The organism is Vreelandella lionensis, from assembly GCF_002087295.1.
GTDB classification, from domain to species: Bacteria; Pseudomonadota; Gammaproteobacteria; order Pseudomonadales; family Halomonadaceae; genus Vreelandella; species Vreelandella lionensis.
The window spans coordinates 44,737-67,836 of the sequence record NZ_MWVI01000010.1; the positions used below are offsets into that span (position 1 = coordinate 44,737).

At 58.1% G+C, this 23,100-nt stretch carries 19 protein-coding genes and 5 pseudogenes; 12 read left to right on the plus strand and 12 right to left on the minus strand.

Annotated elements, in window-relative coordinates:
* Together B4967_RS01130 and B4967_RS01135 are read right to left on the minus strand one after the other, a co-directional pair.
* Positions 1 to 1,411, minus strand: a pseudogene (locus B4967_RS01130) (mannose-1-phosphate guanylyltransferase/mannose-6-phosphate isomerase).
* A complete protein-coding gene (locus tag B4967_RS01135) occupies positions 1,408 to 3,006 on the minus strand; it encodes an alkaline phosphatase family protein (protein WP_083023088.1) in 1,599 nt (532 codons plus the stop codon). Before B4967_RS01135 ends, B4967_RS01130 begins: the two are co-directional and overlap by 4 nt.
* Before the next feature lie 186 nt (positions 3,007 to 3,192).
* Here B4967_RS01135 and B4967_RS01140 point away from each other — a divergent pair, with 186 nt between their 5' ends.
* Genes B4967_RS01140 through B4967_RS01155 form a run of 4 tightly spaced genes read left to right on the plus strand, consistent with a single transcriptional unit; the run spans position 3,193 to position 8,318 of the window.
* Positions 3,193 to 4,722 (plus strand): OpgD/OpgG family glucan biosynthesis protein, encoded by a 1,530-nt coding sequence (locus tag B4967_RS01140; RefSeq protein ID WP_083023090.1) that lies wholly within the window; start codon positions 3,193 to 3,195, stop codon positions 4,720 to 4,722.
* Entirely contained in the window at positions 4,715 to 6,685 is a 1,971-nt protein-coding gene (gene mdoH, locus B4967_RS01145) for a glucans biosynthesis glucosyltransferase MdoH (RefSeq protein WP_083023091.1), read from the plus strand. The genes B4967_RS01140 and mdoH overlap by 8 nt, the downstream gene beginning before the upstream one ends.
* Positions 6,685 to 7,476 carry an FkbM family methyltransferase gene (locus B4967_RS01150; RefSeq protein ID WP_243470260.1) on the plus strand — a complete coding sequence of 264 codons (792 nt, stop codon included), beginning with the start codon at positions 6,685 to 6,687 and terminating at the stop codon, positions 7,474 to 7,476. The genes mdoH and B4967_RS01150 overlap by 1 nt, the downstream gene beginning before the upstream one ends.
* A gap of 38 nt (positions 7,477 to 7,514) precedes the next feature.
* Positions 7,515 to 8,318: a creatininase family protein gene (locus B4967_RS01155; RefSeq protein WP_083023093.1), complete on the plus strand. Its 804-nt coding sequence runs from the start codon at positions 7,515 to 7,517 to the stop codon at positions 8,316 to 8,318.
* On the opposite strand, the pseudogene ribA reads toward B4967_RS01155, so the two are convergent.
* A pseudogene (gene ribA, locus B4967_RS01160) lies at positions 8,315 to 9,417 on the minus strand (GTP cyclohydrolase II RibA). The gene B4967_RS01155 and the pseudogene ribA overlap by 4 nt on opposite strands.
* A 97-nt stretch (positions 9,418 to 9,514) precedes the next feature.
* On the opposite strand from ribA, the gene B4967_RS18565 reads away from it, so the two are divergent.
* A complete protein-coding gene (locus B4967_RS18565) occupies positions 9,515 to 10,345 on the plus strand; it encodes a RibD family protein (RefSeq protein ID WP_083023120.1) in 831 nt (276 codons plus the stop codon).
* Positions 10,346 to 10,453: 108 nt separating this feature from the next.
* On the opposite strand, the pseudogene B4967_RS18570 reads toward B4967_RS18565, so the two are convergent.
* From B4967_RS18570 to B4967_RS01185, 4 genes and pseudogenes are all read right to left on the minus strand, one after another.
* Positions 10,454 to 11,323, minus strand: a pseudogene (locus tag B4967_RS18570) (lysylphosphatidylglycerol synthase transmembrane domain-containing protein); the annotation flags it as partial.
* 44 nt (positions 11,324 to 11,367) lie between these two features.
* Positions 11,368 to 13,260: a glycosyltransferase gene (locus B4967_RS01175; RefSeq protein ID WP_243470263.1), complete on the minus strand. Its 1,893-nt coding sequence runs from the start codon at positions 13,258 to 13,260 to the stop codon at positions 11,368 to 11,370.
* A pseudogene (locus B4967_RS01180) lies at positions 13,257 to 13,656 on the minus strand (6-pyruvoyl trahydropterin synthase family protein). Before B4967_RS01180 ends, B4967_RS01175 begins: the two are co-directional and overlap by 4 nt.
* Positions 13,657 to 13,690: 34 nt before the next feature.
* On the minus strand, positions 13,691 to 14,671 hold the full coding sequence (locus B4967_RS01185; RefSeq protein WP_083023094.1) for a zinc-dependent alcohol dehydrogenase: 981 nt from the start codon (positions 14,669 to 14,671) through the stop codon (positions 13,691 to 13,693).
* A gap of 258 nt (positions 14,672 to 14,929) precedes the next feature.
* Between B4967_RS01185 and B4967_RS01190 the strand changes: the two genes are divergently transcribed.
* The 4 genes from B4967_RS01190 (at position 14,930) to B4967_RS01205 (ending at position 18,720) form a co-directional block, all read left to right on the plus strand.
* On the plus strand, positions 14,930 to 15,670 hold the full coding sequence (locus tag B4967_RS01190; RefSeq protein ID WP_083023096.1) for a CDP-alcohol phosphatidyltransferase family protein: 741 nt from the start codon (positions 14,930 to 14,932) through the stop codon (positions 15,668 to 15,670).
* 122 nt (positions 15,671 to 15,792) lie between these two features.
* Positions 15,793 to 17,127, plus strand: coding sequence for an erythromycin esterase family protein (locus B4967_RS01195; protein WP_083023098.1), 1,335 nt, complete (start codon positions 15,793 to 15,795; stop codon positions 17,125 to 17,127).
* Between the two features lie 9 nt (positions 17,128 to 17,136).
* Positions 17,137 to 17,799 carry a phosphoribosyltransferase gene (locus B4967_RS01200; protein ID WP_083023100.1) on the plus strand — a complete coding sequence of 221 codons (663 nt, stop codon included), beginning with the start codon at positions 17,137 to 17,139 and terminating at the stop codon, positions 17,797 to 17,799.
* Between the two features lie 360 nt (positions 17,800 to 18,159).
* On the plus strand, positions 18,160 to 18,720 hold the full coding sequence (locus tag B4967_RS01205) for a manganese efflux pump MntP (RefSeq protein ID WP_083023102.1): 561 nt from the start codon (positions 18,160 to 18,162) through the stop codon (positions 18,718 to 18,720).
* Positions 18,721 to 18,841: 121 nt separating this feature from the next.
* Here the strand turns inward: B4967_RS01205 and bla are convergent, their stop codons facing one another.
* From bla to dhiT, 4 genes are all read right to left on the minus strand, one after another.
* On the minus strand, positions 18,842 to 19,723 hold the full coding sequence (bla, locus tag B4967_RS01210; protein WP_083023103.1) for a class A beta-lactamase: 882 nt from the start codon (positions 19,721 to 19,723) through the stop codon (positions 18,842 to 18,844).
* Between the two features lie 78 nt (positions 19,724 to 19,801).
* Positions 19,802 to 20,266 (minus strand): OsmC family protein, encoded by a 465-nt coding sequence (locus B4967_RS01215; protein ID WP_083023105.1) that lies wholly within the window; start codon positions 20,264 to 20,266, stop codon positions 19,802 to 19,804.
* A gap of 63 nt (positions 20,267 to 20,329) precedes the next feature.
* Complete coding sequence (gene dhiA / locus B4967_RS01220) at positions 20,330 to 20,851, minus strand: type II toxin-antitoxin system antitoxin DhiA (protein ID WP_083023107.1); 522 nt, start codon at positions 20,849 to 20,851, stop codon at positions 20,330 to 20,332.
* Complete coding sequence (dhiT, locus tag B4967_RS01225) at positions 20,845 to 21,114, minus strand: type II toxin-antitoxin system toxin DhiT (protein ID WP_083023108.1); 270 nt, start codon at positions 21,112 to 21,114, stop codon at positions 20,845 to 20,847. The genes dhiA and dhiT overlap by 7 nt, the downstream gene beginning before the upstream one ends.
* A 167-nt stretch (positions 21,115 to 21,281) precedes the next feature.
* Between dhiT and B4967_RS01230 the strand changes: the two genes are divergently transcribed.
* The 3 genes from B4967_RS01230 to B4967_RS01240 all read left to right on the plus strand — a co-directional run bounded on the left by B4967_RS01230 (position 21,282) and on the right by B4967_RS01240 (position 22,767).
* Positions 21,282 to 22,103, plus strand: coding sequence for an aldo/keto reductase (locus B4967_RS01230; RefSeq protein WP_083023110.1), 822 nt, complete (start codon positions 21,282 to 21,284; stop codon positions 22,101 to 22,103).
* Positions 22,104 to 22,378: 275 nt separating this feature from the next.
* Positions 22,379 to 22,516 carry a type II toxin-antitoxin system Phd/YefM family antitoxin gene (locus tag B4967_RS01235; RefSeq protein ID WP_243470266.1) on the plus strand — a complete coding sequence of 46 codons (138 nt, stop codon included), beginning with the start codon at positions 22,379 to 22,381 and terminating at the stop codon, positions 22,514 to 22,516.
* On the plus strand, positions 22,513 to 22,767 hold the full coding sequence (locus B4967_RS01240; protein WP_083023111.1) for a Txe/YoeB family addiction module toxin: 255 nt from the start codon (positions 22,513 to 22,515) through the stop codon (positions 22,765 to 22,767). Before B4967_RS01235 ends, B4967_RS01240 begins: the two co-directional genes overlap by 4 nt.
* 76 nt (positions 22,768 to 22,843) lie before the next feature.
* Here B4967_RS01240 and B4967_RS01245 read toward each other — a convergent pair.
* Positions 22,844 to 22,954 (minus strand): annotated as a pseudogene (locus tag B4967_RS01245) (type II toxin-antitoxin system YoeB family toxin); the annotation flags it as partial.
* Between the last annotated feature and the right edge of the window lie 146 nt (positions 22,955 to 23,100).

Sequence of the window (23,100 nt, forward strand, 5' to 3'; positions counted from 1 at the left end):
TTACTCGTCGCTGTGGCGAGCGTACACGTCATCCAACCGCTCGATATCATCCTCGCCCAGGTAGCTACCAGACTGCACTTCGATCAGCTCCAGCGGGATTTTGCCCGGGTTCTCCAAACGGTGCAGCGCGCCAATGGGGATGTAAGTGGACTGGTTCTCGCTGACCAAAAACGTGCGTTCACCCACCGTCACCTTAGCCGTGCCGCTGACCACCACCCAGTGCTCGGCACGGTGGTGGTGGCGCTGCAGCGAAAGCCGCGCCCCAGGGCGCACGGTAATATGCTTCACTTGGTAGCGCTCGCCGCTGTCCATGGCTTGAAAGCTGCCCCAAGGGCGATGGACCTGCGGCGAGGTATGCGGCTCGCTGCGCCCGGCCTGGGTCAGCGCCGCGACAAGCTGCTTAACGCCCTGCACCTTGTCGCGATGGGCCACCAGTACACTGTCCGACGTTTCCACCACGATCAGGTCTTCCACGCCAAGTGTGGCCACCAATCGGTGGTTCGCTACCACTAACGAGCGCTGAGTATCGCTCAACACCCCATCCCCGGTGACCACATTGCCCGCTGCATCAGGCGTATGGGTCGCCATCAGCGCATCGAAGCTGCCTATATCGCTCCATTGGGCATCCAAAGGCACCACGGCCGCTTGGGAAGCAGTGCTCCATGACCGCGTAATCGATCGATTCGCTGGGGCAGCGCTGGAACGCCTGCTCGTCCAAGCGCAGAAAATCCAAGTCACGGTGGGCGCGGGCTACGGCTTCTTGGCAGGCGGCCAGCATGTCTGGCTGAAGCCGTTCAAGTTCCGCCAAATAGCGGGAGGCGCGCAGCAAGAACATGCCGCTATTCCAGAGCGTATCGCCCTGCTCAAGCAATGCTTTGGCGCGCTCTAGCGCGGGTTTTTCGATGAACGCCTCCAGATGGTGCCCTGCCCCCAGCGCATTGCCACAGGCAATGTAGCCGTAGCCGGTTTCTGGGTGCGTCGGCACCACGCCAAAGGTGACCAAATAGCCCTGCTCCGCGAGCGGTTCAGCACGCTGCACGCTATCGGTAAACGCTAGCGCATCGCCTATCACGTGGTCTGCAGGTAACACCAGCAGCAGCGGGTCTTCGCCCGATTGCCTTGCCAGCAGTGCCGCGCAGGCAATCGCCGGGGCGGTATTGCGCCCTGCTGGCTCTAGTACAATCTGGCCCTCTTGCTGAACTTCGCGAAGTTGCTCGGCCATTAAGAACCGGTGCGAGTGGTGGCCCATCAGCATGGGTGGTAGCGTCGCAAACCCCTCCAGCCGTGCGAGGGTCTGCTGAAGCAAACTCTGCGCGCCGGTTAAACGTAAAAACTGTTTGGGCATCTGCTCGCGGGAAAGCGGCCAAAGCCGGGTGCCGCTGCCACCGCTCAGAATAACCGGTTGAATCATGGTGTCGTCCTTGGTGATGGTGCTGAAGGGCCAAAGTCCTGCTGCAGCCAGTGGCGCAGCTGGCTCATACGCGGCGCATCCTGCGGGCGAGCCAGAGGGGGCAACATGCCATCCACAAAGCCGCGCTGTTTAAACTTTGCCAGTAGCGCCGGGTCGCCGCTGATAATGTGCACCGGCACGGCGGCGCTGGCATCCTCGCCGGTAATCAGCGGTGCGGGCTGGTGGTCACCCAGCACAATCAACAGCGTCTGCTCATCGGCCACGCGCTCAGCCCAGCGCCCTGTCACGCTAACAGAGTAGTCCACCGACCACGCGTAATGGTCACGGATGCGCTCCAAATCTCGCCAGATCACCTCGGGTGGGTCGCCTGCGTTCTCCCAGGGCGCATAGATACTGCCGTCGCCTACCAGCGACCAGTTCTCCAATACTGGTAACACCGGCGTCCAGGGCGCATGGCTGGAGATCAGCGCTAGCTGCGCAAACAGCGGTGAATTACCCAGTAGCTCTCGCTGGGTGTAGTCCAGCGTAAATTGATCCGGCATGGTCACCCAGTTAAGCGGCGGCCCCGCGTAGGGAATATCCTTGGCAGCTGCGATCTCGTCAAAGCCATAAGCGCGGCCTTCGGGCCATGCCAGAGTAATCGCAGGCATCACGCTCAGCGTGCGCTGGCCGGTCGCACGAAAGTCATCAATCAACGTCGAGTGGCCGCTATCCAGCATCAGCCGGTACCACAGCTGATTGGCGATCCAGCGTCCGCTAAGCGTGGTGGCATGGGCCAGCCACGACTGCCCACCGCGTATGGGGGATTCCACCAGCCCCGACACCACGTGCAGGTCGTTTTCTGCTAATCGGCGATTAATATCTTCCAAAGTCAGCAGCAGCGTTCGGTTATAGCGCGGGTCGTTGAGCGCAGAGACACCATAAGATTCAATAAACGTCAGCAGCACGTTACGCCCCGCCAACCCAGGCAGCGCCTGAACCGCCAGCGGATTTTCTTCCAGCTGTTCAGTAAAGGCTTGCCGAGCGCGATGGGTTTCCACCACCTGCTCCCACTGAAAACGTGCGGTATTCACCATGGGAGGCGGTGTATTGGGAACCAAGCGGCTACCGTGGAACTCTAACAAGGCTAAACACATCGCCAGCCCTAGTACTGCAAGCGCCAATTTCCCCGACCAGCGGCCGAGCCTCAAGTGAGTGGCGGGCAGCAGCAATCGCAACAGTCCCCAAAGCAGCATAAGCAGCAGCACGCCGCCAAACAGCATCCGGCAAACCGCTGCGAGTTGGCCTACATTACCTACAAGTAAGTGGTAAATAGAGCGCACCAGCGGTACATCCAGGTAGAGGTTAAGCGGCCTTCCAAAGGCAGTGTAAGTCGCAGCTTCACCGAGATTTGCTGCCGTTGCCAGTGCCATGATGCTTACCACGCCCACCCCTACCACACGCCGCCAAAAACCCGGAGGTAACAGCAGTATGGCTGGGGCTATAACCCATGCTTCCCAAGCGATCAGTGGCGAGCCCAGCGTGCCAGAACGCCACCATAAGGGAAGGATAAGCAGCAGGTTAAGCGCGCTGGCCGTTAATAGAATACGGAGCATTGAGACCTCATGGACTACTAGCGGTGAACAGAATATCAGCGGCATAACCGGCAAGCGGCACACGCGCCTCGCTGCGTTTAAATTGCCATTTTTTAACCTAACTTGTTAAGCGTATAGTTTTTGTTCAAATATTTCACACAATGACGTGTTGTTAACTCTCTTATTGGTAACGAAAGGAACTCGCCCATGGGTTGTCGTACTGCTGCAAAATGGATGTTGTCATTAGGTTGGTTACTCGCCCTTCCTGCTTCAGCCAGCGAAGATGCTGTATTTCAACAGGTACTAGAACGTGCCAAACAGTTAGCTGCTTCCCCCTATCAAGCGCCCGAGGCAAATCTGCCTGAAGCCCTGCAGGCGTTAAATTACGACGGTTACCGGAAAATACGCTTTAACCCAGAGCGCGCCTACTGGCGCGATGAAAGCCCTTTTAGCCTGCAGCTATTTGATAGCGGGTTTCTATTCCAAACACCGGTGACGCTGAACTTGGTAGAAGCAGGCAAGGAAACACCGCTCGACTTCACCGCCGATGACTTTCGTTACGACGGCGAGGCAAGCACTCTGCTTGAGCATGATTTAAGCGGCAGCGGCCACGCCGGGTTTAGGCTCCACTACCCAATTAACAACTCCGACTACGCCGATGAGTTCGCGGTGTTTTTAGGCGCCAGCTACTTTCGTTTGGTTGGTCAGCATCAGGCCTACGGGTTATCCACCCGTGGGCTGGCGATCAACACGGCCTCCTCCCAAGGCGAAGAGTTTCCTGCCTTTCGTGAATTTTGGCTGGTCACACCTGACAACGACACCGAGAGTGTCACGCTGATGGCACTGATGGATAGCCCGTCGCTCAGCGGTGCCTACCGCTTTACCCTCACCCCCGGCGAACAAACCGAAGCCGAGGTGGAAGCCGAAATTTTTGCCCGCAGCGATGTGGAGAAAGTAGGCATTGCGCCGCTCACCAGCATGTTCACCTATGGCGAAGCCTCGGCCCAGCGGCCAGACGACTTCCGCCCCCAGGTGCATGACTCGGACGGCCTGTTAATGCATACCGGTAGCGGCGAATGGATTTGGCGGCCGCTGAGAAACCCCACAGCGGTGAGGGTCTCAAGCTTTGCCGACGATGCGCCCCAGGGGTTTGGCCTGATGCAGCGAGAGCGCGACTTCGACCGCTACCTTGACCTGGAAGCCAACTACCACCGCCGCCCCAGCCAGTGGGTAGAGCCGCTGGAAGCCTGGGGCCAGGGCCGCGTGGAGCTAGTGGAAATCCCCACGCCAGATGAAACCAACGACACCATCGTGGCCTGCTGGGTATCCGACGACACGCTAAGTGCCGGTGAATCCCAGCACCTGCACTACCGCACCTACACCCTTAACGAACAGCCCGAAGAGCACACCCTTGGGCAGGTGATTCGCACCCGTCAAGGCACCGCCGCCGTGCCGGGTGAAACGAATTCCTCCTCAGCGAACCAGCGCCAGTTTGCGGTCGATTTTGCCGGAGGCGAATTGGATAACCTCGCCCCAGAGGCCAAATTAGCGCTGGATATCAGCGTGCTCAATGGCGAAGCGCTGCTGCCCCAGGTAAAAGTGCTGCCCGATAACGGAAGACGGGCCACGTTCAGACTACCGCCCAGCAGTCAGCCCAACGATACCCGCCTGCGTCTGATGCATGACGGTGAGCCGGTCACAGAAACCTGGAACTATGTGTGGTATCCCGATGCGTAATGCACCCACGTTCACGCCGTCTATTCCATGGCTCAACGCCCGCCGGGCCCTGCTCGCCACGCTGGTCATTGGCTCCAGCATCGCCGGCTGTCTAGCGATGGCTCAAGTCGTCAGCAACTTAGCGCTAGGCTGGCAAATCACCATGCTTACGCTGTTCGGGCTGACGTTTAGCTGGATTGCGCTGGCGTTTTGGGGAGCCATTTGCGGCTTTGTGATCTGCGCGCTGCGCCTAGATCCGTTAAGCCTTAAACGCTTAACCGCCGAGCGCCCCACTACCAGCCGCTTGGTCAGCCGTACGGCGCTGGTCATGCCTATTTACGCCGAGCCGCCCATTCCTACCATTGCTGGCCTAGAGGCCACTTGCCCCTCGCTACTACAGCAGCCCACTCCTCAAGGTGACGACACCGCCAACGTTATGCGTCAGCATTTTGAAGTTTTTATCCTCAGCGATACTCAGGATGCTGCCCACGCTGAAGAAGAAGCTGCCCACGTGGCCGCGCTGCAGCAGCGCATGGCAGGCCAGCTCGCGATCCACTACCGCCGCCGCCCCAATAACCACGGACGTAAAGCGGGCAATATTGCCGATTTTTGTCGGCGCTGGGGGCGCCGCTACGACTATATGGTAGTGCTGGATGCTGACAGCCTGATGAGCGGTGACACGCTGCTGCACATGGTGCATCAAATGCAGCGCTACCCCACCGTGGGGCTCATTCAAACCGTGCCCATTCCCGTGGGGCAACGCACGCTGTTTGGCCGTTTTACCCAGCTCGCCTCGGCACTCTATAGCCCCATGCTGGCAGCGGGCCAAAGTTTCTGGCAGGGCGATGCTGCTAACTACTGGGGGCACAATGCGATTATTCGCACCCGCGCCTTTATGGCCCACGCGGGGCTACCTACGCTGCCGGGCAACCCACCGCTGGGAGGCGAACTGCTAAGCCACGATTTTGTGGAAGCCGCGCTACTTAACCGCGGCGGCTGGCAGGTACTGCTGGACACCTCCGCCACGGCGGCCATGTCGCGGCGCAACCCCCATGCCAGCGCCTCGCGTAACAGTTTTGAAGCCATGCCCAGCAACCTGCTCGACTTTGCCAAACGCGACCGCCGCTGGCTGCAAGGCAACTTACAACACTTACGCCTGCTAGCTGGCGTGGGCTTCCACCCTATCAGCCGCCTGCACTTCTTTTTTGGCGCCTTTGCCTATCTTTCATCACTGGTATGGCTTGGACTTTTACTGTGTCCCAGCTTGATGGTGGGCTACCACGCCATTGACGACGCAGCCGAACCACTGCTGCCCCAGGCGCTCTCCCTGTGGCTACTAAGTACCACCTTGGGGATGCTGATTGCGCCTAAGCTGCTGGGCTTACTGTTAATCTTCTGCCAATGTCCCCACGCCTTTGGCGGACGCTTTAAACTGGTGGTCAGCACACTATTGGAAATGGTGTTTGCCGCCTTAATTGCCCCGTTGATGATGGCGTGGCATAGCCTATTTATTATTAACGTGTTGATCGGCCGCGCCATCGACTGGCAAACCCAACACCGGGGCGAACGCTCGTTAAGCTGGCGAGAAACCTGGCGGCATACGGGGTGGATGACCCTATGCGGTGTGCTATGGGCAGGAACCATGGTGCTTTTTTCACCCTCCGCGTTTGGCTGGCTAACGCCCGCCTGGCTCGGGCTAGTGGCCGCCGCGCCGCTGGTTAAATACTCCAGCAGTGGCACCTGGGGCGGCGTCATCAGCCACCGTTTTGGCCTGTTACATACCCCCAGCATTAGTTTGAAACCGGTGCTTTTACAGGATTTTGCGAATCTAATGGCGCGTAGCCCTCAAATATTAACGCAGACGCCCTCTGCTATGCTGGTCATGCCACCAGCGGAACTGCTGGGGGAGATGCCTTGCCAACTGCTTAAGCCCGCCAAAGCCCCCCATGAGCCGCCTGCCCCCCGCGCTAAGGAGCCTCACTAATGCCCTCTTCGACGCTACAGCAGCTGCGCAGCGCCAGCTGGGCTAGCCCGCTCGCTGTTTATTTACTGGCGGCCTGGGCGTCAGCGAAGTTTACAGCGGCTCTACCAGCCCTTTTTAGCAAGGGCGATATTGCATTTGATATTGGTGCTCACCTAGGCGACCGCAGCGCGGCCTTTCAAGCGCTGGGCGCCCAGGTAATAGCCTTAGAGCCTCAACCAGCGCTCGCCAAATGGTTCCAACGGCTTTTAAAAAGCCCGCATATCTCACTGCTGCCGATGGCCGTTGGCCCCGAGCCAGGCTATGCGGATATTGCCATTAGTGTGGGCAACCCGACCCTCTCCACCCTAGCAACCGAGTGGCGTAGCCTAGTGGGCGAGCGAAACCCCGGTTTTCAACGGGTGCGCTGGGAGCAAACCCTGCGGGTGGAGATGACCACCCTGGATGCCTTGATTGAGCGCTTTGGCGAACCACGCTTTATCAAAATCGACGTAGAAGGGTTTGAAGCCGAGGTGCTGCAGGGGCTTAGCCATCCGGTGGCCGCGCTCTCGGTTGAATTTGTCGCCGGAATGCTGGAGGTCAGCCACGCCTGCCTAGCACAGATAAACCGGCTAGGCGACTACCGCTTTAACGCCATTGCCGGAGAGCAGCGCCAGTTCCGGTTTGCTACGTGGCAAACGCCGAATGCCATGGCAGCATGGCTTGCTGAAGGCGCAGGGAATCTCGCGTCAGGCGATATCTACGCCTGCCGCAGCGACCACCCGCTGCTGGCGGCGCCACTCGCCAACCACTAGCCACTTACTGAACAACCCACTCAGCTAGCGAGATTGTCATGGTTTATCACTGGCAGCACCTGACCGCCCCCCAACTACGCACCCTTGCCCAGCGCGACCCGGTGGCGGTGATTACCCTAGGGGCCATTGAACAGCATGGCACTCATCTGCCGCTAGGCACCGACCTAATCATCGGCGAGGGCTTGCAGGCGGCGATGCTCAAACAGTTAGAGAAGCAGGACGCTAGCGTGGATGTTGTGTGTCTGCCCGCTATCGCGGTGGGTGCCAGCGATGAGCATGCCAGTTTTGCCGGCACGCTGAGCCTGCCCGCGCCGCTGCCGATCGCTACATTGGAAGCCTACGGCGAGAGCATTGCCCGTGCAGGGATTCACAAGCTCATGCTGATTAATAGCCACGGGGGGAATAAATCGGTGATGGATTTAGCTGCGCTCACGCTTCGGCGGCGCTGCCACATGCGCGTGGTCAAAGCGACCTACACGCGGCTGCCCCCCTTGGCAGGCGCGATGAACGCCGATGAGCTGCGCTACGGGCTGCACGGCGGGCTGCTGGAAACTTCCATGCTGCAGCACTTAGCGCCGCAACTGGTGACGTTTGAAGGCTATACCCCCGCCGCCCCCGCCACACCACCGGAGGGCGCTTTGGTAAGCCCGGAAGGCAGCGCTGCTTTCGCTTGGCTAGGGGAAGATTTAAGCCACCACGGCGTAGCGGGGGATGCTAGCCAAGCCAACGCCGCCCTCGGTAAACGGCTTGTTCACCACTATGCTGCACAACTTGCCCAGGTGGTAGCAGAAACGGCCAAGCTGCCGCCGCTGGAGCCATCAGCGGCCGCAGGTAAACGTTAGCGACTGCGGCTTTCTAGCACTTCATCCAAAAAGTGGCCCGCCCGGTTGGCTTTGGCGCTCAGGTAGCGATGGTTATGGTCGGTCACGCTGCCATACAGCGCCTGGCGGGATACCACCTCAATACCGCCTTCGCGCAACGCGGCCATTTTCAGCGGGTTGTTGGTGAGTAGCTGTACCTGATCAATACTCAGAGCGTTCAGCATGTCCACCGCCACCGCGTACTGGCGTTCGTCGTCGCCAAAGCCCAGTACCTGGTCGGCATCCACCGTATCCAGGCCGCTATCCTGCAGCGTATAGGCACGCAGCTTATTGGCTAAGCCAATTCCCCGCCCCTCTTGGGCAAGGTAGAGCAGTACACCGCCCCCCATCGCCTGATATCGGCCACGGCATTACGCAGCTGTTCGCCGCAGTCACAGCGCAGGCTGCCAAACAGGTCGCCGGTTAAGCAGGCGGAGTGCATACGCAGCGGCACGGGGCCTTCCAGGCTATCGAGTTCACCGATCACCACGGCAACGTGCTCGCGTAGGCCATCCGGTTCACGGAACAGCACAAAGCGGCTATTGGGGGCATCCTCAAGCGGAATATTAGCCTCGCTCACCCGTTTCAGCATGCCCGGCGCGCCAGCCAAACACGCCAGCGCCTCTTCAGCCTTCACTTCCAACAGCCGCCCTTGGGCAATTTGCTCGGCCACCTCCTCCTGTGCCCGTTCGCTGACCACCGCAGTCAGCGCTGCCGGAATCAGTAGCGCCCGTCGCATTAGCGCTACCGCACTACGCTCTGCCGCCCCGGCGGGCTTCAAGCCGCTGAGTAGCGCGCTAGGCTTAGTGGCTGCATTTGCTACCGCTAGCTGGTTTAGCTCGTGTTCACTCACATGCTCTGGTAGTGGCAGGCAGGCGGCCTCGGCGGTGAGCGACATGCCCATGGCCTCCAGGCGGTGGCGCGTGAGTACCAGCGTGGGGCGCGCACCGGAGAGGCGTGCCAGGGCATCTACCGAGCGGCTGCCTTCCAACGCTTGCACCAGAAGGCGCTGCTCACCGCTGTTAATAACCACCGGCAAACCACGGCGAATATCGAAAATAGCGCGTTCAATGTGATACATGTAGGCCTCCAGGTTGCCTAGTGATGTGGGCAAAGGTCGCTTGCGTTGGGCCGCACAGCCCCGCATGATCTGTGGTTATTTTCAGTGTGGAGGCGTCATGCCCGACTCCCGTAGCCCCCAGCAATACTCCCCCATCGATAGTGATACGGCGTGGGCGTGGCTGACAGCCCAGTGTGCAGGCGCGTCCGGTGCTACCGGTATATCCCTTGCCAGCGATGGCCAGTGGCACTCGCCGCAGGCGGTAACGCCCCAGGCCCAGGCGCTGTTGGACTGCCTGACGCCGCTGGCGACCCGCCCCACCTGGGTCGTCGCCCAGCTGGGGCAGAGCCTTGATGGGCGAATCGCCACGGAAAGCGGCCATTCCCACTACATCAACGGCGCGGAAAGCTTGGTACACCTGCATCGGCTGCGTGCCTTGGCCGACGCGGTGATAGTGGGTGCAGGCACCGCCGCCGCCGATAACCCCCAGCTCACCGTGCGCCATGTGAGCGGCTGCCACCCGACCCGCGTGGTGCTCGACCCGCGTGGTCGCGTGCCCAGCGATATCGCGCTGTTCACCAACGGCGACGTGAAAACGCTGCACCTTACCGGGCCAGAGGTCGCGCCTTTGGCCAGCAGCGCTGAGCACTGCGTACTGCCCCTGAACGCTAGCGGGCAGTTCAGCCCCGCCGATGTGATTGCCCTGCTGGCAGCGCGCGGGCTGAAGCGTGTACTGGTGGAAGGCGGCGGTATCACTATTTCCCAATTTATTGAGGCTAACAGCGTAGACCGCCTGCACCTGATGGTGGCACCGCTGCTGATTGGCTCCGGCAGGCCGGGCCTGCAAATGACGCCCATCGAGACCCTGGAGAGCGCGCTGCGCCCTACGATGCGCTCGTTCCGGTGCGGCGACGACACGCTGTTCGATGTGGAGCTGCGGGCTTTCTAAACCACCCGACGATGGTGGCCCAGAAAACGCGGGACCGCGCCCAGGCGTGGCGCGGGCACGTTTACCTAGCGCCACCCAAATGCCCGGTAAGCTAGAGAGCAGTACCAGCACGCCATACGCCAGCGAGATGGCGACCCCCTGGGCGGCGGGTAACCCCACCAGCACCCAAATACCGGCAGCGGCGCCTTCGCGCAGCCCCCACCCCGCAATCGAGAGCGGCACCAGCATGGCTAACAGCAGCACTGGTGCTAGCGCCAGCACCTCAAGGGCAGGCATCTCGCTGCCAATGGCCCGGGCGGCGCACACCATCACTAGGCCATAGCTGAGCACAATCGTCAGCGAGGAGGCTAACTGCAGCGGCCATACGCCCCGCTGCAACAGCCCCCGGCGAATATCTCGGCCCAGCGCATTGCACCAGGCGGGTAGCGTGACTCCATGCCCACGACGCAACCACTCACCTAGCGCCACCAGCGCCAACAGCACAGCCACAAAGCTGGCAGCCAGCGTGAGTAGTAGGGGCACGCCTAGCGCAGCATGCCAGAGTGGCGACGTAAACAGCGCCGCTAGCGTGAGTAGCGCCACCGCCATTTGCCCGGACGCTCGCTCAATCACCACCGCACGCCAAGCGCTGCCTTTGGAAGCTGCCTGACGAGCGTGACGGTGGGCGCGCCCTGCATCTCCCAATACGCCCCCCGGCAGTAGCTGGTTGACCAGCAGCGCTAGGTAGTATTCGCGCAGGGCATAGCTAAAGCGTAGCGGGACATCCACCAAACCAGCGGTGAGCTTCCAGCGCCAAGCGCTGAGCGCTACCTGCAGCACACTGATGGCAAGCGCCGCTACCACCCATACCGGGGCTAGACGCTTCACCTCCGCCAGAATGGCCGCTGGTTTTACCCATAAGGCCACCACCGCCAGCAGCGCAAGGCTGATTAAGCCGCGCTGCACCCACGGCTGCCGCAGAAAACGCCACGCAGGCATGGGCTAGCCCTTCGCCGCTGGTAACGCCAGCAGATCGTAATGGCCTACCCAAACACCCGCTTGCCCGCGCTCCACGGCATCCAGGCGTGCAGTGCGCCATCGGCAATACGGGTGGCAGCTTCAGGGGCCTGCTCAGTAGCCGCCTCTGCCCAACCGTTTATCAGCGAGCTAACCAACGGCTGCTGCTCATGGCTGCCCGCCACAAGCTGCCAAGGTGAAGGCGCCTCCTCTACCATGTAACCGTGCTGCTGCAACGCGTTCACCAACGCACCGTGGGCAGCGCCGCCAAGCGCCTCGCCCAAGCCTTTATCCCGCTGCTGGTGGGCGTTAAACAGGCCCAGCACAAAGCGGTCTTCCGGGTCGTCGATGGGCTGCTGCTCGGCGTCTACAAAGTACCACTCGCCGGTGACGCTTAAGCTCACCATCAGCGCCTGCGGACGCTTTGCACACTGCGCGGCCAGCGCGTCTATCCACTGTTGGGAGACCAGATCCAACAGCGCCGAGGCGCTCACGACATCCACGTCTTTTAACGCCGGATGGTCGAGATTGGACAACGAGGCGCAGTGGGTTTCCACTTTCAGCGGCTGCCCCGCGGCATCGTGCAGTGGTCGCGCCCGTGCTCGCGCCTCTTGCAACAAGGCGGCATCGTGATCAAACAGCGCCCAGCGTTGAGCGCTAGAGAGCCGTGGCGCTAAAAACTGCATATTGCTGCCCCGCCCGCAGCCTAGATCGGCCAATGCGGCAGGCGCAGAACGGGCCGCTAGCCAATCGTTTAGGCGGCTAACCAGCCCTTCACTACGGGCGTGGCTATCCACCGCTTCACGTAGTGAAAGCCAGCTGGCGGCAAACTGGCTGCCCGCCGAGAGTTCGGTCGAGCTTTCGTCGTTCAATGCTTTGGCAAACTCGACGCCCGCCGCTTGCCAGTCGTTTAGCTCACCACGGGCCACCGCCACACCGGCACGCAGCTCCGTGCGCAGCGCCTCGTTGGTGCAGAAATTGGCAATCGCGGCACTTAACGCCTCAACATCGCCCGGGGCAACGCTAATACCCGCACCTTCCGGCAGGGTATCGCGCAGCGCGCCACCGGTGGTGGTAATCACCGGCAGGCCGTGGGCCAAGGCTTCGGTGACCACCATGCCGTACCCTTCATACCAAGAGGGCAACACCAGCGCATGAGCGTTCTGGTAAGCAGCTTCAAGGGTAGGGGAATCGCATCCGCCATGCAGGGCGACGCGCTCGGCGAGCTGATGCTCATCAATCAGTTGCTGCACCTTGGCGCTGAACTCCGCATCACGGGCACCGCCATAGCAGTCACACTGCCACTGGCTACTCTCCACCTGCGCTAACGCCTTGACCAGCACATCCTGGCCTTTGCGCGGGGTTAGCGTTGCCACGCACAGCAGGCGGATAGGCTCGCCCTCGTTAGGCGCCGGGCTCATCGGTGCCTGGGCAACACCGGGCTCGACGACGGTAATGGGCGCAGTAACCGGCAGCGAGTAGTCGTTCGCCAGTTCGCTTAAACGGCGGGCGGTGAAGCGGCTGGTGACGATAACCCGAGCCACTGAGGCTAACCCGGTTAGCTCGCAGCGGTGCAAATGCTGCTGCTCTTCACTGGAAAGCCCCTGCTCGTCCCCCAGCGGGTGGTGCAGCAGCGACGTGACATCCAGCCGGTCCGCATGGCGGGCCACAACTTCCGGTAACGCGCCCATGGCAAGGCCATCGATAATCACCCGCTCGCCATCGACCAGCGCATCCAGCGCCTTATTCAGCGCTTGGCTGGCGGTGTCATCGGCATCGGGAAAGCGGCCATCTAACCCTCTCACGTCTACCTCAAGCCCCTGCTCACACAGCGCGGTGACGATCTGGGCATCGTAGATATAGCCGCCGGTGCGCTGGTTCGGGTCACCGGCGACCAATAAGGTATAGCGCTGGCTCATAACGCCCCTTCATAGCTTGCCCAGGCCACATGGGATTCATGCAGCTTGATTGCCATTTGGGTAAGGCCTTTCGCAGTCTCGCCCATTCTGCCCGCCTTGATGGCCGCGGCTAGCTGGTCGAAGATCACCTTCGCCATAAATTCGGTGGTGGTGTTCTGGCCGGTAAACTCGCTTACCTCATCCAGGTTGCGGTAGTTGTAATCCGCCAGCACCTCTTTGACAGTTTCGCTGGCCAGACCGATATCAATTACCAGCCCGTCTTGGTCCAGCTCTTGGGCGCTGAAATACCACATCCACCACGTAAGTCGCGCCGTGGGTGCGCTGTGCAGGCCCGAAAATCTCGCCTTTAAAGCTATGGGCAATCATAAAGTGGGCGCGAACGCATAAACGGTACATGGCAACTCCTATCGAAATGTAAGTACTTACTACGTTAGGGATAACAAATTCGGTGACAAAGTGCAGTGCTGTGTTTACCAAACAGCGCTGGCGCCAGCGCGGGGAAATCAGCAAAGTCGCTTTCGCTACTAATGAGTGCCTCTAACGCTGGGTCGGCGAGTAGGCGCAGCGCTACTTCCAGGCGGCGGCGGTAGTTCCAGCGGGGCTGCAGCTTGGCAGGCAGCTGACCCACCTGGCTGGCACGCAGGGTTAAGCGCTGGGAGTGAAATGCCCCGCCTAACGGCAGAGAGACTTCACCCTGGCCAAACCAGCTCATTTCAATTATGCGGCCCTCGTTGCCCACTAAACTCATGGCATGGCGTAGGCCATCCGGGTGGCCACTGGCGTGAATCACGCAGTCTTGATCCGTAGGTGCCTGCTCAGGCAGGGCAAAAGGCACACCTAAGGCGCGGGCAAGCGCTTCGCGCTCGGGGTTAACATCAATCAGCTGCACCTCTACCCCAGGGATTCGCGCGCATAAATAAGCGACCAGCGCGCCAACAACACCAGCGCCCATCACACACACCCGCTCGCCCAGCATGGGGTTGGCATCCCATACGCCGTTCAGGGCGGTTTCCATATTGGCCGCCAATACCGCACGATGGGCAGGCACGCTCTCTGGGATCGGCACCACCATAGCGGCAGGTACGATGTAGTGATCTTGGTGGGGGTAAAGGCAAAAAACAGTTTTATCGACAAGCTCGCAAAGGCCGTGGGTTACACGTCCCACACTGCAGTAGCCGTACTTCACCGGGGTAGGAAAATCGCCCGCCTGAAAAGGCGCACGCCTACGCTTCGTTTCGCTTTCCGGCACGCGGGCATTAAACACCAGCGACTCGGTACCACGACTAACGCCGCTATAAAGGGCGCGAACACGAACATCACTTTCACCCAAGGCAGGCAGCGTTTCGTGCCGCAATTCGCCATGGCCTGGGCGCGTTACCCAAAAAGCCATAGCCATATCAGGCGCCGACATGACATTTCCTTATCGTTGAAGCGCTGTTTCCATCCGTAGATCTTAGCGTTGCTAAGATTTGGCGACTTTTCAATGGCACACCTATAGCTTAGCGTAGAAAAGGCATTGGTCTATTAACACTTGCCAGCCTTCAACATGAATTAAAAAGAGACGCTCGTTGCATAGACAACCTTACACACCTATACAAGAATGGTACATAGTTAAATAATTGCATCATTAATTTCAACTGCGGGTGGTTACCCCGCTTCGTGAGCCACCATGCCCCATGCGTCTAATTCCTCTAGCTATTCGTTCCCTAAACGCCTCTGCAGTGGCGTTGAGCTTCTGCTAGGCGCACTGCTACTGATTGGGCTTGGTACGCTGCTCACCCCGCTCATGGCCAGCGCGTCGAACTGGTGGGTGGCGGGTGCTTTCTATGCGCTGATTAGCCTGCTGGTACTGGCGTTTTGGCCCCACGGGCCGCTGGGCTGGGCCAACCGAGTCACCCTGGGCCGCTCCGTGCTAATTTCGCTAGTGGCAGGAGCGCTGGTTGGCGAAGCGTTTATTCAGGCGATCTGGCTATGGCTGGGCGTGGCAGTCATTGCCCTGTTGCTGGATGGGGTGGATGGTTGGATAGCTCGGCGAACACGCAGCCACTCCCCGTTTGGCGCCCGGTTTGATATGGAGCTGGACGCCCTGCTGATCACACTGCTCTGTATCGGGCTGATTGTGGAAGAATCACTCGGGCTCTGGGTACTGCTGATTGGCGGTATGCGCTACCTGTTTGTTGCCGCTAGCCTGCCCTTCCCCTGGCTGAATGAACCGCTGAACGAGAGCTTTCGTCGTAAAGCCGTCTGCGTGTGGCAGGTGGTCGCGCTACTATTAGCATTAACACCACTAACCTCGTCTTTTCTCGCCGGTTTGCTGGCGTTGAGCGCCCTGATGAGCCTTGTCTACTCATTCGGTGTGGACGTGTGGTGGCTACACCGGAAAGTCGATCATTGCAAAACTCCGCACTAACCCAGCCCATGTTGCAAGGGACCTGATGCTGCTTGGCCGACCAGCCAAGATAAGCTTGGATAAGGCGATGTTTCCTGACTATAGTAAATTTCACACGCCTCACTGCGCTCCGGGAGATTCCTATGGATCACTCGACAGTAGCTTCCCTCCCTTCTGCTCGGCAAACCGCACAGGCGATTGCTAACGCTTGCGAGCCTCTTCCCACGCTGGAAGAAGAAGCCTTCGGCGCTCAATTTGACCGTTTCGGCGAGGCCAAGATGGTATTGCTGGGCGAGGCGTCCCACGGAACCTCCGAATTCTATCGAGCGCGGGCGGCAATTACCCAACGGCTTATCAAACATCACGGATTTAATATTGTAGCCGTTGAAGCGGACTGGCCCGACGCTGCGCATATTGACCGCCACGTTAGGCACCGCCCGGTAGTAGGCGAAAAGCGGCAGGCGTTCACTCGATTCCCCGCCTGGATGTGGCACAACACTGAAGTTGAAATCTTTACCGAGTGGCTGCGCCAACATAATGCCAGCCTGCCCTTTGAACAGCGCACCAGCTTTCGCGGCCTGGATATTTACTCACTGCGTGCCTCCATGGTTGCCGTGCTGGATTATCTAGGCCGAATCGACCCCGATGCCGCCAATCTTGCCCGCCAACGTTATGGCTGCTTAACGCCCTGGCATAGTGAACCCGCTCTGTACGGACACGCCGTCTTACGTGGCGAGCGAGACGCTTGCGAAGAGGCAGTGGTGGCGCAACTTCAAACGCTACTGGACCACCGGCTTGAGTACATGGCCAAAGAGAACGGCGAGGCCTATTTCAATGCGACCCAGAACGCCCGTGTGGTGAGAGCGGCGGAACAGTACTACCGGCTGATGTATCGTGGCTCCACCCAATCCTGGAACCTGCGTGACCGGCATATGTTCAATACGCTGCAACAGCTTATCCAGGCCAAAGGCCCTGATGCCAAGGTAGTAGTTTGGGCGCACAACTCCCATATTGGTAATGCCTCTGCTACGGAGATGGGTTGGCAGGGGCAATTCAATATCGGCGAGCTATGTCGCACCGCTTATGGGGATCAAGCAGTGCTCATCGGTTTTGGGACGCATACCGGGTACGTCGCCGCCGCCGATAACTGGGATTCACCCATGCAGATCAAACAGGTGGTGCCATCACGTACCGACTCCTTTGAACGCATCTTCCATGAAACGCGGCTGCCACGCGCCTTAATTGATCTACGGCATTCTCACCACACAGATGCTCGCGACCGCTTAACCCCAACGCGCTTAGAACGCGCTATTGGTGTTATCTATCGTCCTGAAAGCGAGTACTACAGCCACTACTTCAAGGCCTCGCTAGCAGAGCAGTTTGATGCCTACGTGTGGTTTGACGAGACCACCCCCATCACGCCGCTGCCCAGTGAAAGGCCCCATGGCGTACCGGATACCTATCCGTTTGGCGTTTAGGAGCAACTCATGGTCGCCTATAGAGCACTGTTTAAAGATCGACGCGATGCGGGTCGTCGGCTTGCCCAAGCACTCACCAGTACGCACTACGATGTCGTACTGGCACTTCCCCGCGGTGGAGTGCCTGTGGCCTACGAGGTAGCCACCCGGCTAAAGCTCCCGCTTGATGTGGTTATTGTGCGCAAAATTGGCGCCCCTGGGCAGCCTGAGTTTGGGCTTGGCGCTGTTGTTGATGGCGACCCGCCGCAGGTAGTGCTAACACCGCAAATGGTAGATATATTTCAACCTTCCGAACGCTACCTTGAAGCAGAAATTCAGCGGCAGCTGGATGAGATCACCCGTCGCCGCCACGCGTATATCGGCCAGCGCCCACCGGTTAACGTTAGCGGCCGCCGAGTGTTACTGATAGATGCCGGTATTGCCACTGGTGGAACGGCCAAGGCAGCCGCCAGAGCATTCCGCCAAGCGGGCGCCACCAGTATTACCCTAGCGGTGCCCGTCGCCCCGGAATCTTCATTAACCGAGCTGGCCGCCGAAGTAGATGACTACCTCTGCCTGATGACCCCCGACTATTTTAATGCCGTTGGCGCGTATTATCAGGACTTCACCCAAACCAACGATGACGAAGTGATCGCGTTATTACAAAAAGCACAGCCTCCCAAAAACAAATAAATAGGCGCTTTGCCCTATATTTATAACTTTTAATCTACCGTAAAAAAGCACTCTCTTAACTGTTAAACACCTGCTAATTTCCGCCTCTTATATTTAATAACCCTATATCTCACCCACTTACCTTAAAAAAACAAAAAAAGATGAAAAGGCCAACAAAATCAGCTAACAGACACATTGTTAGCCAAGGCTATATTAGTTCGCTATTACAAACTTTATTTTTCACTCCTTGCCTTGTTCAATGATTAAAAGCTGATAAGATTCACCGCTATTGAATCCCCCACTTTTGCGCTCAGGTATGCGGTGTAACGCATGCTGACGCAGTCGCTGTGCGCAAATGTATTACCAAAGAGTACATGTGTCATGACACCTGTTGCCCTACTATTTTTAGCGGTTTCCATGTCGGCGGATGCCTTTGCAGCTTCCATCAGTAAAGGCGCGGAACTCACCAAACCCCGCTTCCGCCATGCGGTCGGTATTGGCTTGGTATTCGGCATTATTGAAGCGATGACGCCTGTACTCGGCTGGGTAGCAGGCAAGGCTTCTCAGCAGTACGTAGAAGCCTGGGATCATTGGGTTGCATTTGTTCTACTGACCATCATTGGCCTGCATATGATGTATGAAGGGCTGAAAAAAGAAGAAAAAGTAGAGCACCGCAAACAAACGCTGTGGCTGCTGGTACTGACGGCCACCGCCACCAGCCTGGACGCCATGGCCGTGGGCGCCAGCTTGGCATTTATTGATGTGAACATCATCACCACCAGCCTTGCTATTGGCCTTGCCACCACCGTGATGGCATCGCTGGGTACACTGCTTGGTCATAAGTTTGGTAAATACGTAGGCCACTGGGCGGAACTGATAGGCGGCGTGGTGCTGATTGGGATTGGTGTCATGGTGGTCGTGGAGCATACGGGCGTATTGTAATAACGCAGCCATAAGTATGAGCAGCTGTGTTTAAGATAGAGTTTAACAGCGCTACCATTTCGGTGGTTCTAAAGAAAAACAGATATAAAAAACGGGTGGCCTATTCGCCACCCGTTTTTTATTAGTTATCCGCTAAGACGTCTTGAACCACTTCGCCTAAAGACGCAATGGCCGCATTACGCTCCTTAAACGATGCCTCGGTTTCGGTGATATAAAACACCACGACGGTGGGTGGCTGCTCCGGTGGCCAAATAATCGCGGTAATCGAGCGCGAGCCGTAACCACCCGCACCGGTTCTGTCTGCCATTACCCAATCAAACGGCATCGCAGCACGAAACAGGCCATCGGCCACCGCGTTCCCCTTCATCCATGCCTCTAACTGCTGACGAGACTCATCTGATAACACATCCCCAAGCACCAGCTTTTCTAACGTAGCCAGCATGGCGTTGGGTGTGGTGGTATCCCGCTCATCCCCTGGCGTGGCTTCGTTTAACTCGGTTTCGAAGCGGTCTAGGCGGGTAACGGGGTCATCCATGCTGCGCGCAAACGCCGTCACCGCTTCCGGTCCGCCTAGCGCTTGCAGCACTAGGTTGGCGGCGGTGTTATCGCTGGTGGTCATGGTGGCATCGCACAGCTCGAACAGCGTCATCGGCCGATGGCCCGCGTACTGCTCGGTGACCGGCGAGTAGGTGACCAAATCGGACTCTTCAAAACTGACCTCGGTTTCCAGCGCCAGTTGCCCCTCATCCACCTGCTCCAGCAGCGCGCCACAGGCCAGGGTTTTAAAGGTGCTAGACATGGCAAAGCGCTCATCCGCATTCACTTCCCAGCGCTGGCCCGTGGCTAAATTGTGGGCGGCAAAGCCAATACGCGCATCCAAGGTTTGCTCGATGCGCTCAAGCTCGGCGGTAATGCGATCCTCCTGCGCCATGACAGAAGACGAGGCAAACAACAGGCAAGCCGACAGCGCAGCACGCATCCAGCGTGGGTGGCGGTAGATCATTGTAGATATTCCTAAGCAGTTAGGGGAAAGCGTCCGTGCTGAGTTTAGCAGGCAAGCTCAGTAAGATAAGGTGCGAAATTAAAACTGAATCTCGGTCACCACATCGGTCTTAACAGAGTTAGCGATAAAGCACTTTTCATGGGCAGCATGATGAATCTGCTCAAGCGCCTCAATAGAGGGCGGCTCCCCTGCAAACACCGCCTTTGGCCGCAGCGTGACTTGGGTCATGGCGATCTTCCCATCGCTGCCCTTCTCCATCACCCCCACCGCGTTATCCACGTAGCTTTCCACTACCAAGCCCTGCTGGGCGGCAATGGCGAGGAAAAACAGCATATGGCAACTGGAGAGCGAAGCCACAAACGCCTCTTCCGGGTCGACGTTGGCCTCGACCGAATAAGGCAACGGGACCACATGAGGCGATGACGACGCAGGCACGCGAACGCCGCCATCAAACACCCACTCGTGCCCACGGCTATAGCGCTGATCTAGAAAGGCTTCATCAGCCCCACGGGCCCACTGAATGGAAGCGGTATACTCGGCCATTTGGGTTCCTCTGGTTCAATAGCTAGGTGCGAGTACCTTCAGTGAGTAAGCGCAGAACCCAGCTTAAATGGAAGGTTCGTTGATACTTGCAGCACGGTCTTTCGCTAGCTCAATGACGGCGTGCCCTAACTGCACAAGCGTACCGAAATTAGGCTTGGTTTCAGGTTTTAATGAACGGAAAGCGCTGGTGCAACTTTTGATACCTGCTTTCGCGATCACTTGGCTATGACCAAATTGCTCCACATAAGAGCGAATAGCGGCTTGCAAAATATCAGGGCGACCCTCTTTCATTGACTCCCAGGAAGCCTGCTTAATCACGGCTTCCATTTCTTGAACGTTAAAAAAAACGTCTGCAGGCTTTTGCTCACCTTTGGTAATGGTACGCAGTGTTGCCGCAGAAAGCTCATTGCCGCTCCAATTGAGGGAGCCTTCCGGAGTTAAGGAAAAACGCTTGAAGTCTTTGACCTCAGAAAAAGGAGGCTTACTGAAGTAAGCTGCCAAATCCGCGTGGCCCTGGTAACCATCGCTGAACGTTAGCGCCAGGGCATGATCTGAAATGACATCAACATCCACGATTTTTAGCATACGTCACCTAACTTACCTGGGTTTTCGCCATTCACTGCTTTGTGCCACATCATCATCAACTGTTCACGGTGCTCGAAAATATGGCTCTCCGCTCTCTTACGCTGCTTGTTAGGCAGATAGCCCTCTAGACATTCTCCCGTTTCAATCGCAATGATTAGCTCGTAGCTACCATACTTCACATGAAGGTGGGGTAGCTTATGTTGCTTGTTATCAAAAAAATACAAGCAAAAAGAAAGGCCTAGCAACGCATCAATTTCCGGCATGGTATCTCTAACGCCTGTTATTTCAATAGACTATAGCAGCGTATCCCTGAAGAGACAAAATAGAAAAATGTCGAGGCACGGATCGTCTACGATGGGAGCATGAACGGCGATGGCCTTGGGCAGTCAGAACCACATCACAGCAGCGAATGACACTAGGAGAGCGAGATATGCAGACAATAGAGCTAGGCGGCGTAAGCGTACCCCGTATCGGCCAGGGCACCTGGCATATGGGCGAGGATGCCGGGCAGCGGCAGGCTGAAATCAGGGCGCTGCGTGAAGGTATAGACCTGGGCATGACGCTGATCGATACCGCCGAGATGTATGCAGAAGGCGGAGCTGAAGAAATCGTGGGCGAAGCCATTCGCGGGCGGCGCGATGAGGTGTATCTCGTCAGCAAGGTTTACCCGCACAACGCCAGCACCCAGGGTGTTCAAGCCGCCTGCGAGCGCAGCCTGCGCCGATTGGGCACCGATACGATTGACCTCTACCTGCTGCACTGGCGCGGCCAGTACCCGCTGAGCGAAACCGTGGAAGCGTTTGAGCGGCTGCGCGAGCAGGGCAAGATTCTGCGCTGGGGCGTGTCGAACTTCGACGTTGACGACCTAGAAGAGCTAAACGCGCCCGCTTGCGCCACCAATCAGGTGCTCTACAACCCCGAAGCACGGGGCATTGAATACGACCTGTTGCCCTGGCAAGCACAGCACCATATGCCGCTTATGGCCTACTGCCCCATCGGGCAAGGCGGCGCGCTACTTCGTGACGCCACCCTGCAACACATCGCCGACAAACACAGCGCCACCCCCGCGCAAGTCGCGCTTGCCTGGGCACTGCGCCACCCCGGTGTGATTGCGATTCCGAAAGCCGTAAATCTGGACCATCTCAAACAGAACGCTGATGCTGATAAGGTCAGGCTTGATGACGAGGATTTGGCACAGATGGATGCCGCCTACGCGCCACCAATACGTAAGCAGGGTTTAATGATGGTGTGAGCAAGCGCCTATCAACGGCTTAGCGTGGGATACGATTCGTGGGCATCAGCGGCTCAACCGCTGTTTTTAAGTGGAGAAAACCGAACGCTGCGAAGCCAATTGGCAAACCCCACCCTGTACGCTATTCTGTACATAAACAACATCGAGTACAGGAATACTCTTTATGGATGCCTCAGCTACACCGCCGCTAGAACCAACCTAGCAAAAACCATGGAGCAGGTTTGTGAAGACCACTCTCCTATGATCATCACCGCAATAAGGCGCAATCCGTGGTCATGATCTCTCTCGAAGACTATGAAGCACTACAAGAGACGGCATACCTCCTGCGCACACCCAAGAAGGCCCGCCGTTTACTGGAATCCGTTGCCGAGTTGGAGCAAGGGGATGGTCAGGAAAAGGAGCTTCTTGAATGAAGCTCATCTTTTCCGAGAACGCCTGGGAGGACTATTTGTACTGGCAGAAAACCGATAAGAAGGTTCTTAACCGAATCAACAAGCTAATCAAAGAAATCAAGCGAGCGCCATTTGAAGGAGTCGGCAAGCCAGAACCCCTTAAACATAACCTCGCGGGTTACTGGTCTCGGCGAATCAACGAAGAACACCGCATCGTTTACAAGGTCACGGACGACGCTTTGCTTATTGCTCAGCTCAGATATTACTACTGATTTAACCTGAGCTTTGCGGCAATTTTGGAGTCGCTAAGCGGTGGAAAACAGCGCTGCAACAGCGGCTGGTGATGCATTATTCGTAGTGGCTCCAGAGTCTAAGAACTTTCACCACTCGCTCGTCCTCAAGCACTTGGTAGACCAAACGGTGCTGAATATTGATGCGGCGTGAATAGGCCCCCCGTAAAATCACCTGTGCATCTTTATGTGCTTGCTTGGTGTAAACCAACGTCCAAGTCACCAGTCCAGCTATTTATCGCATTCATCCACGGGGGTCTCCATCCCCTTACGAATAGACTCCCTCAGGTAATCCCCCCGAAAAACCCGGGTGCT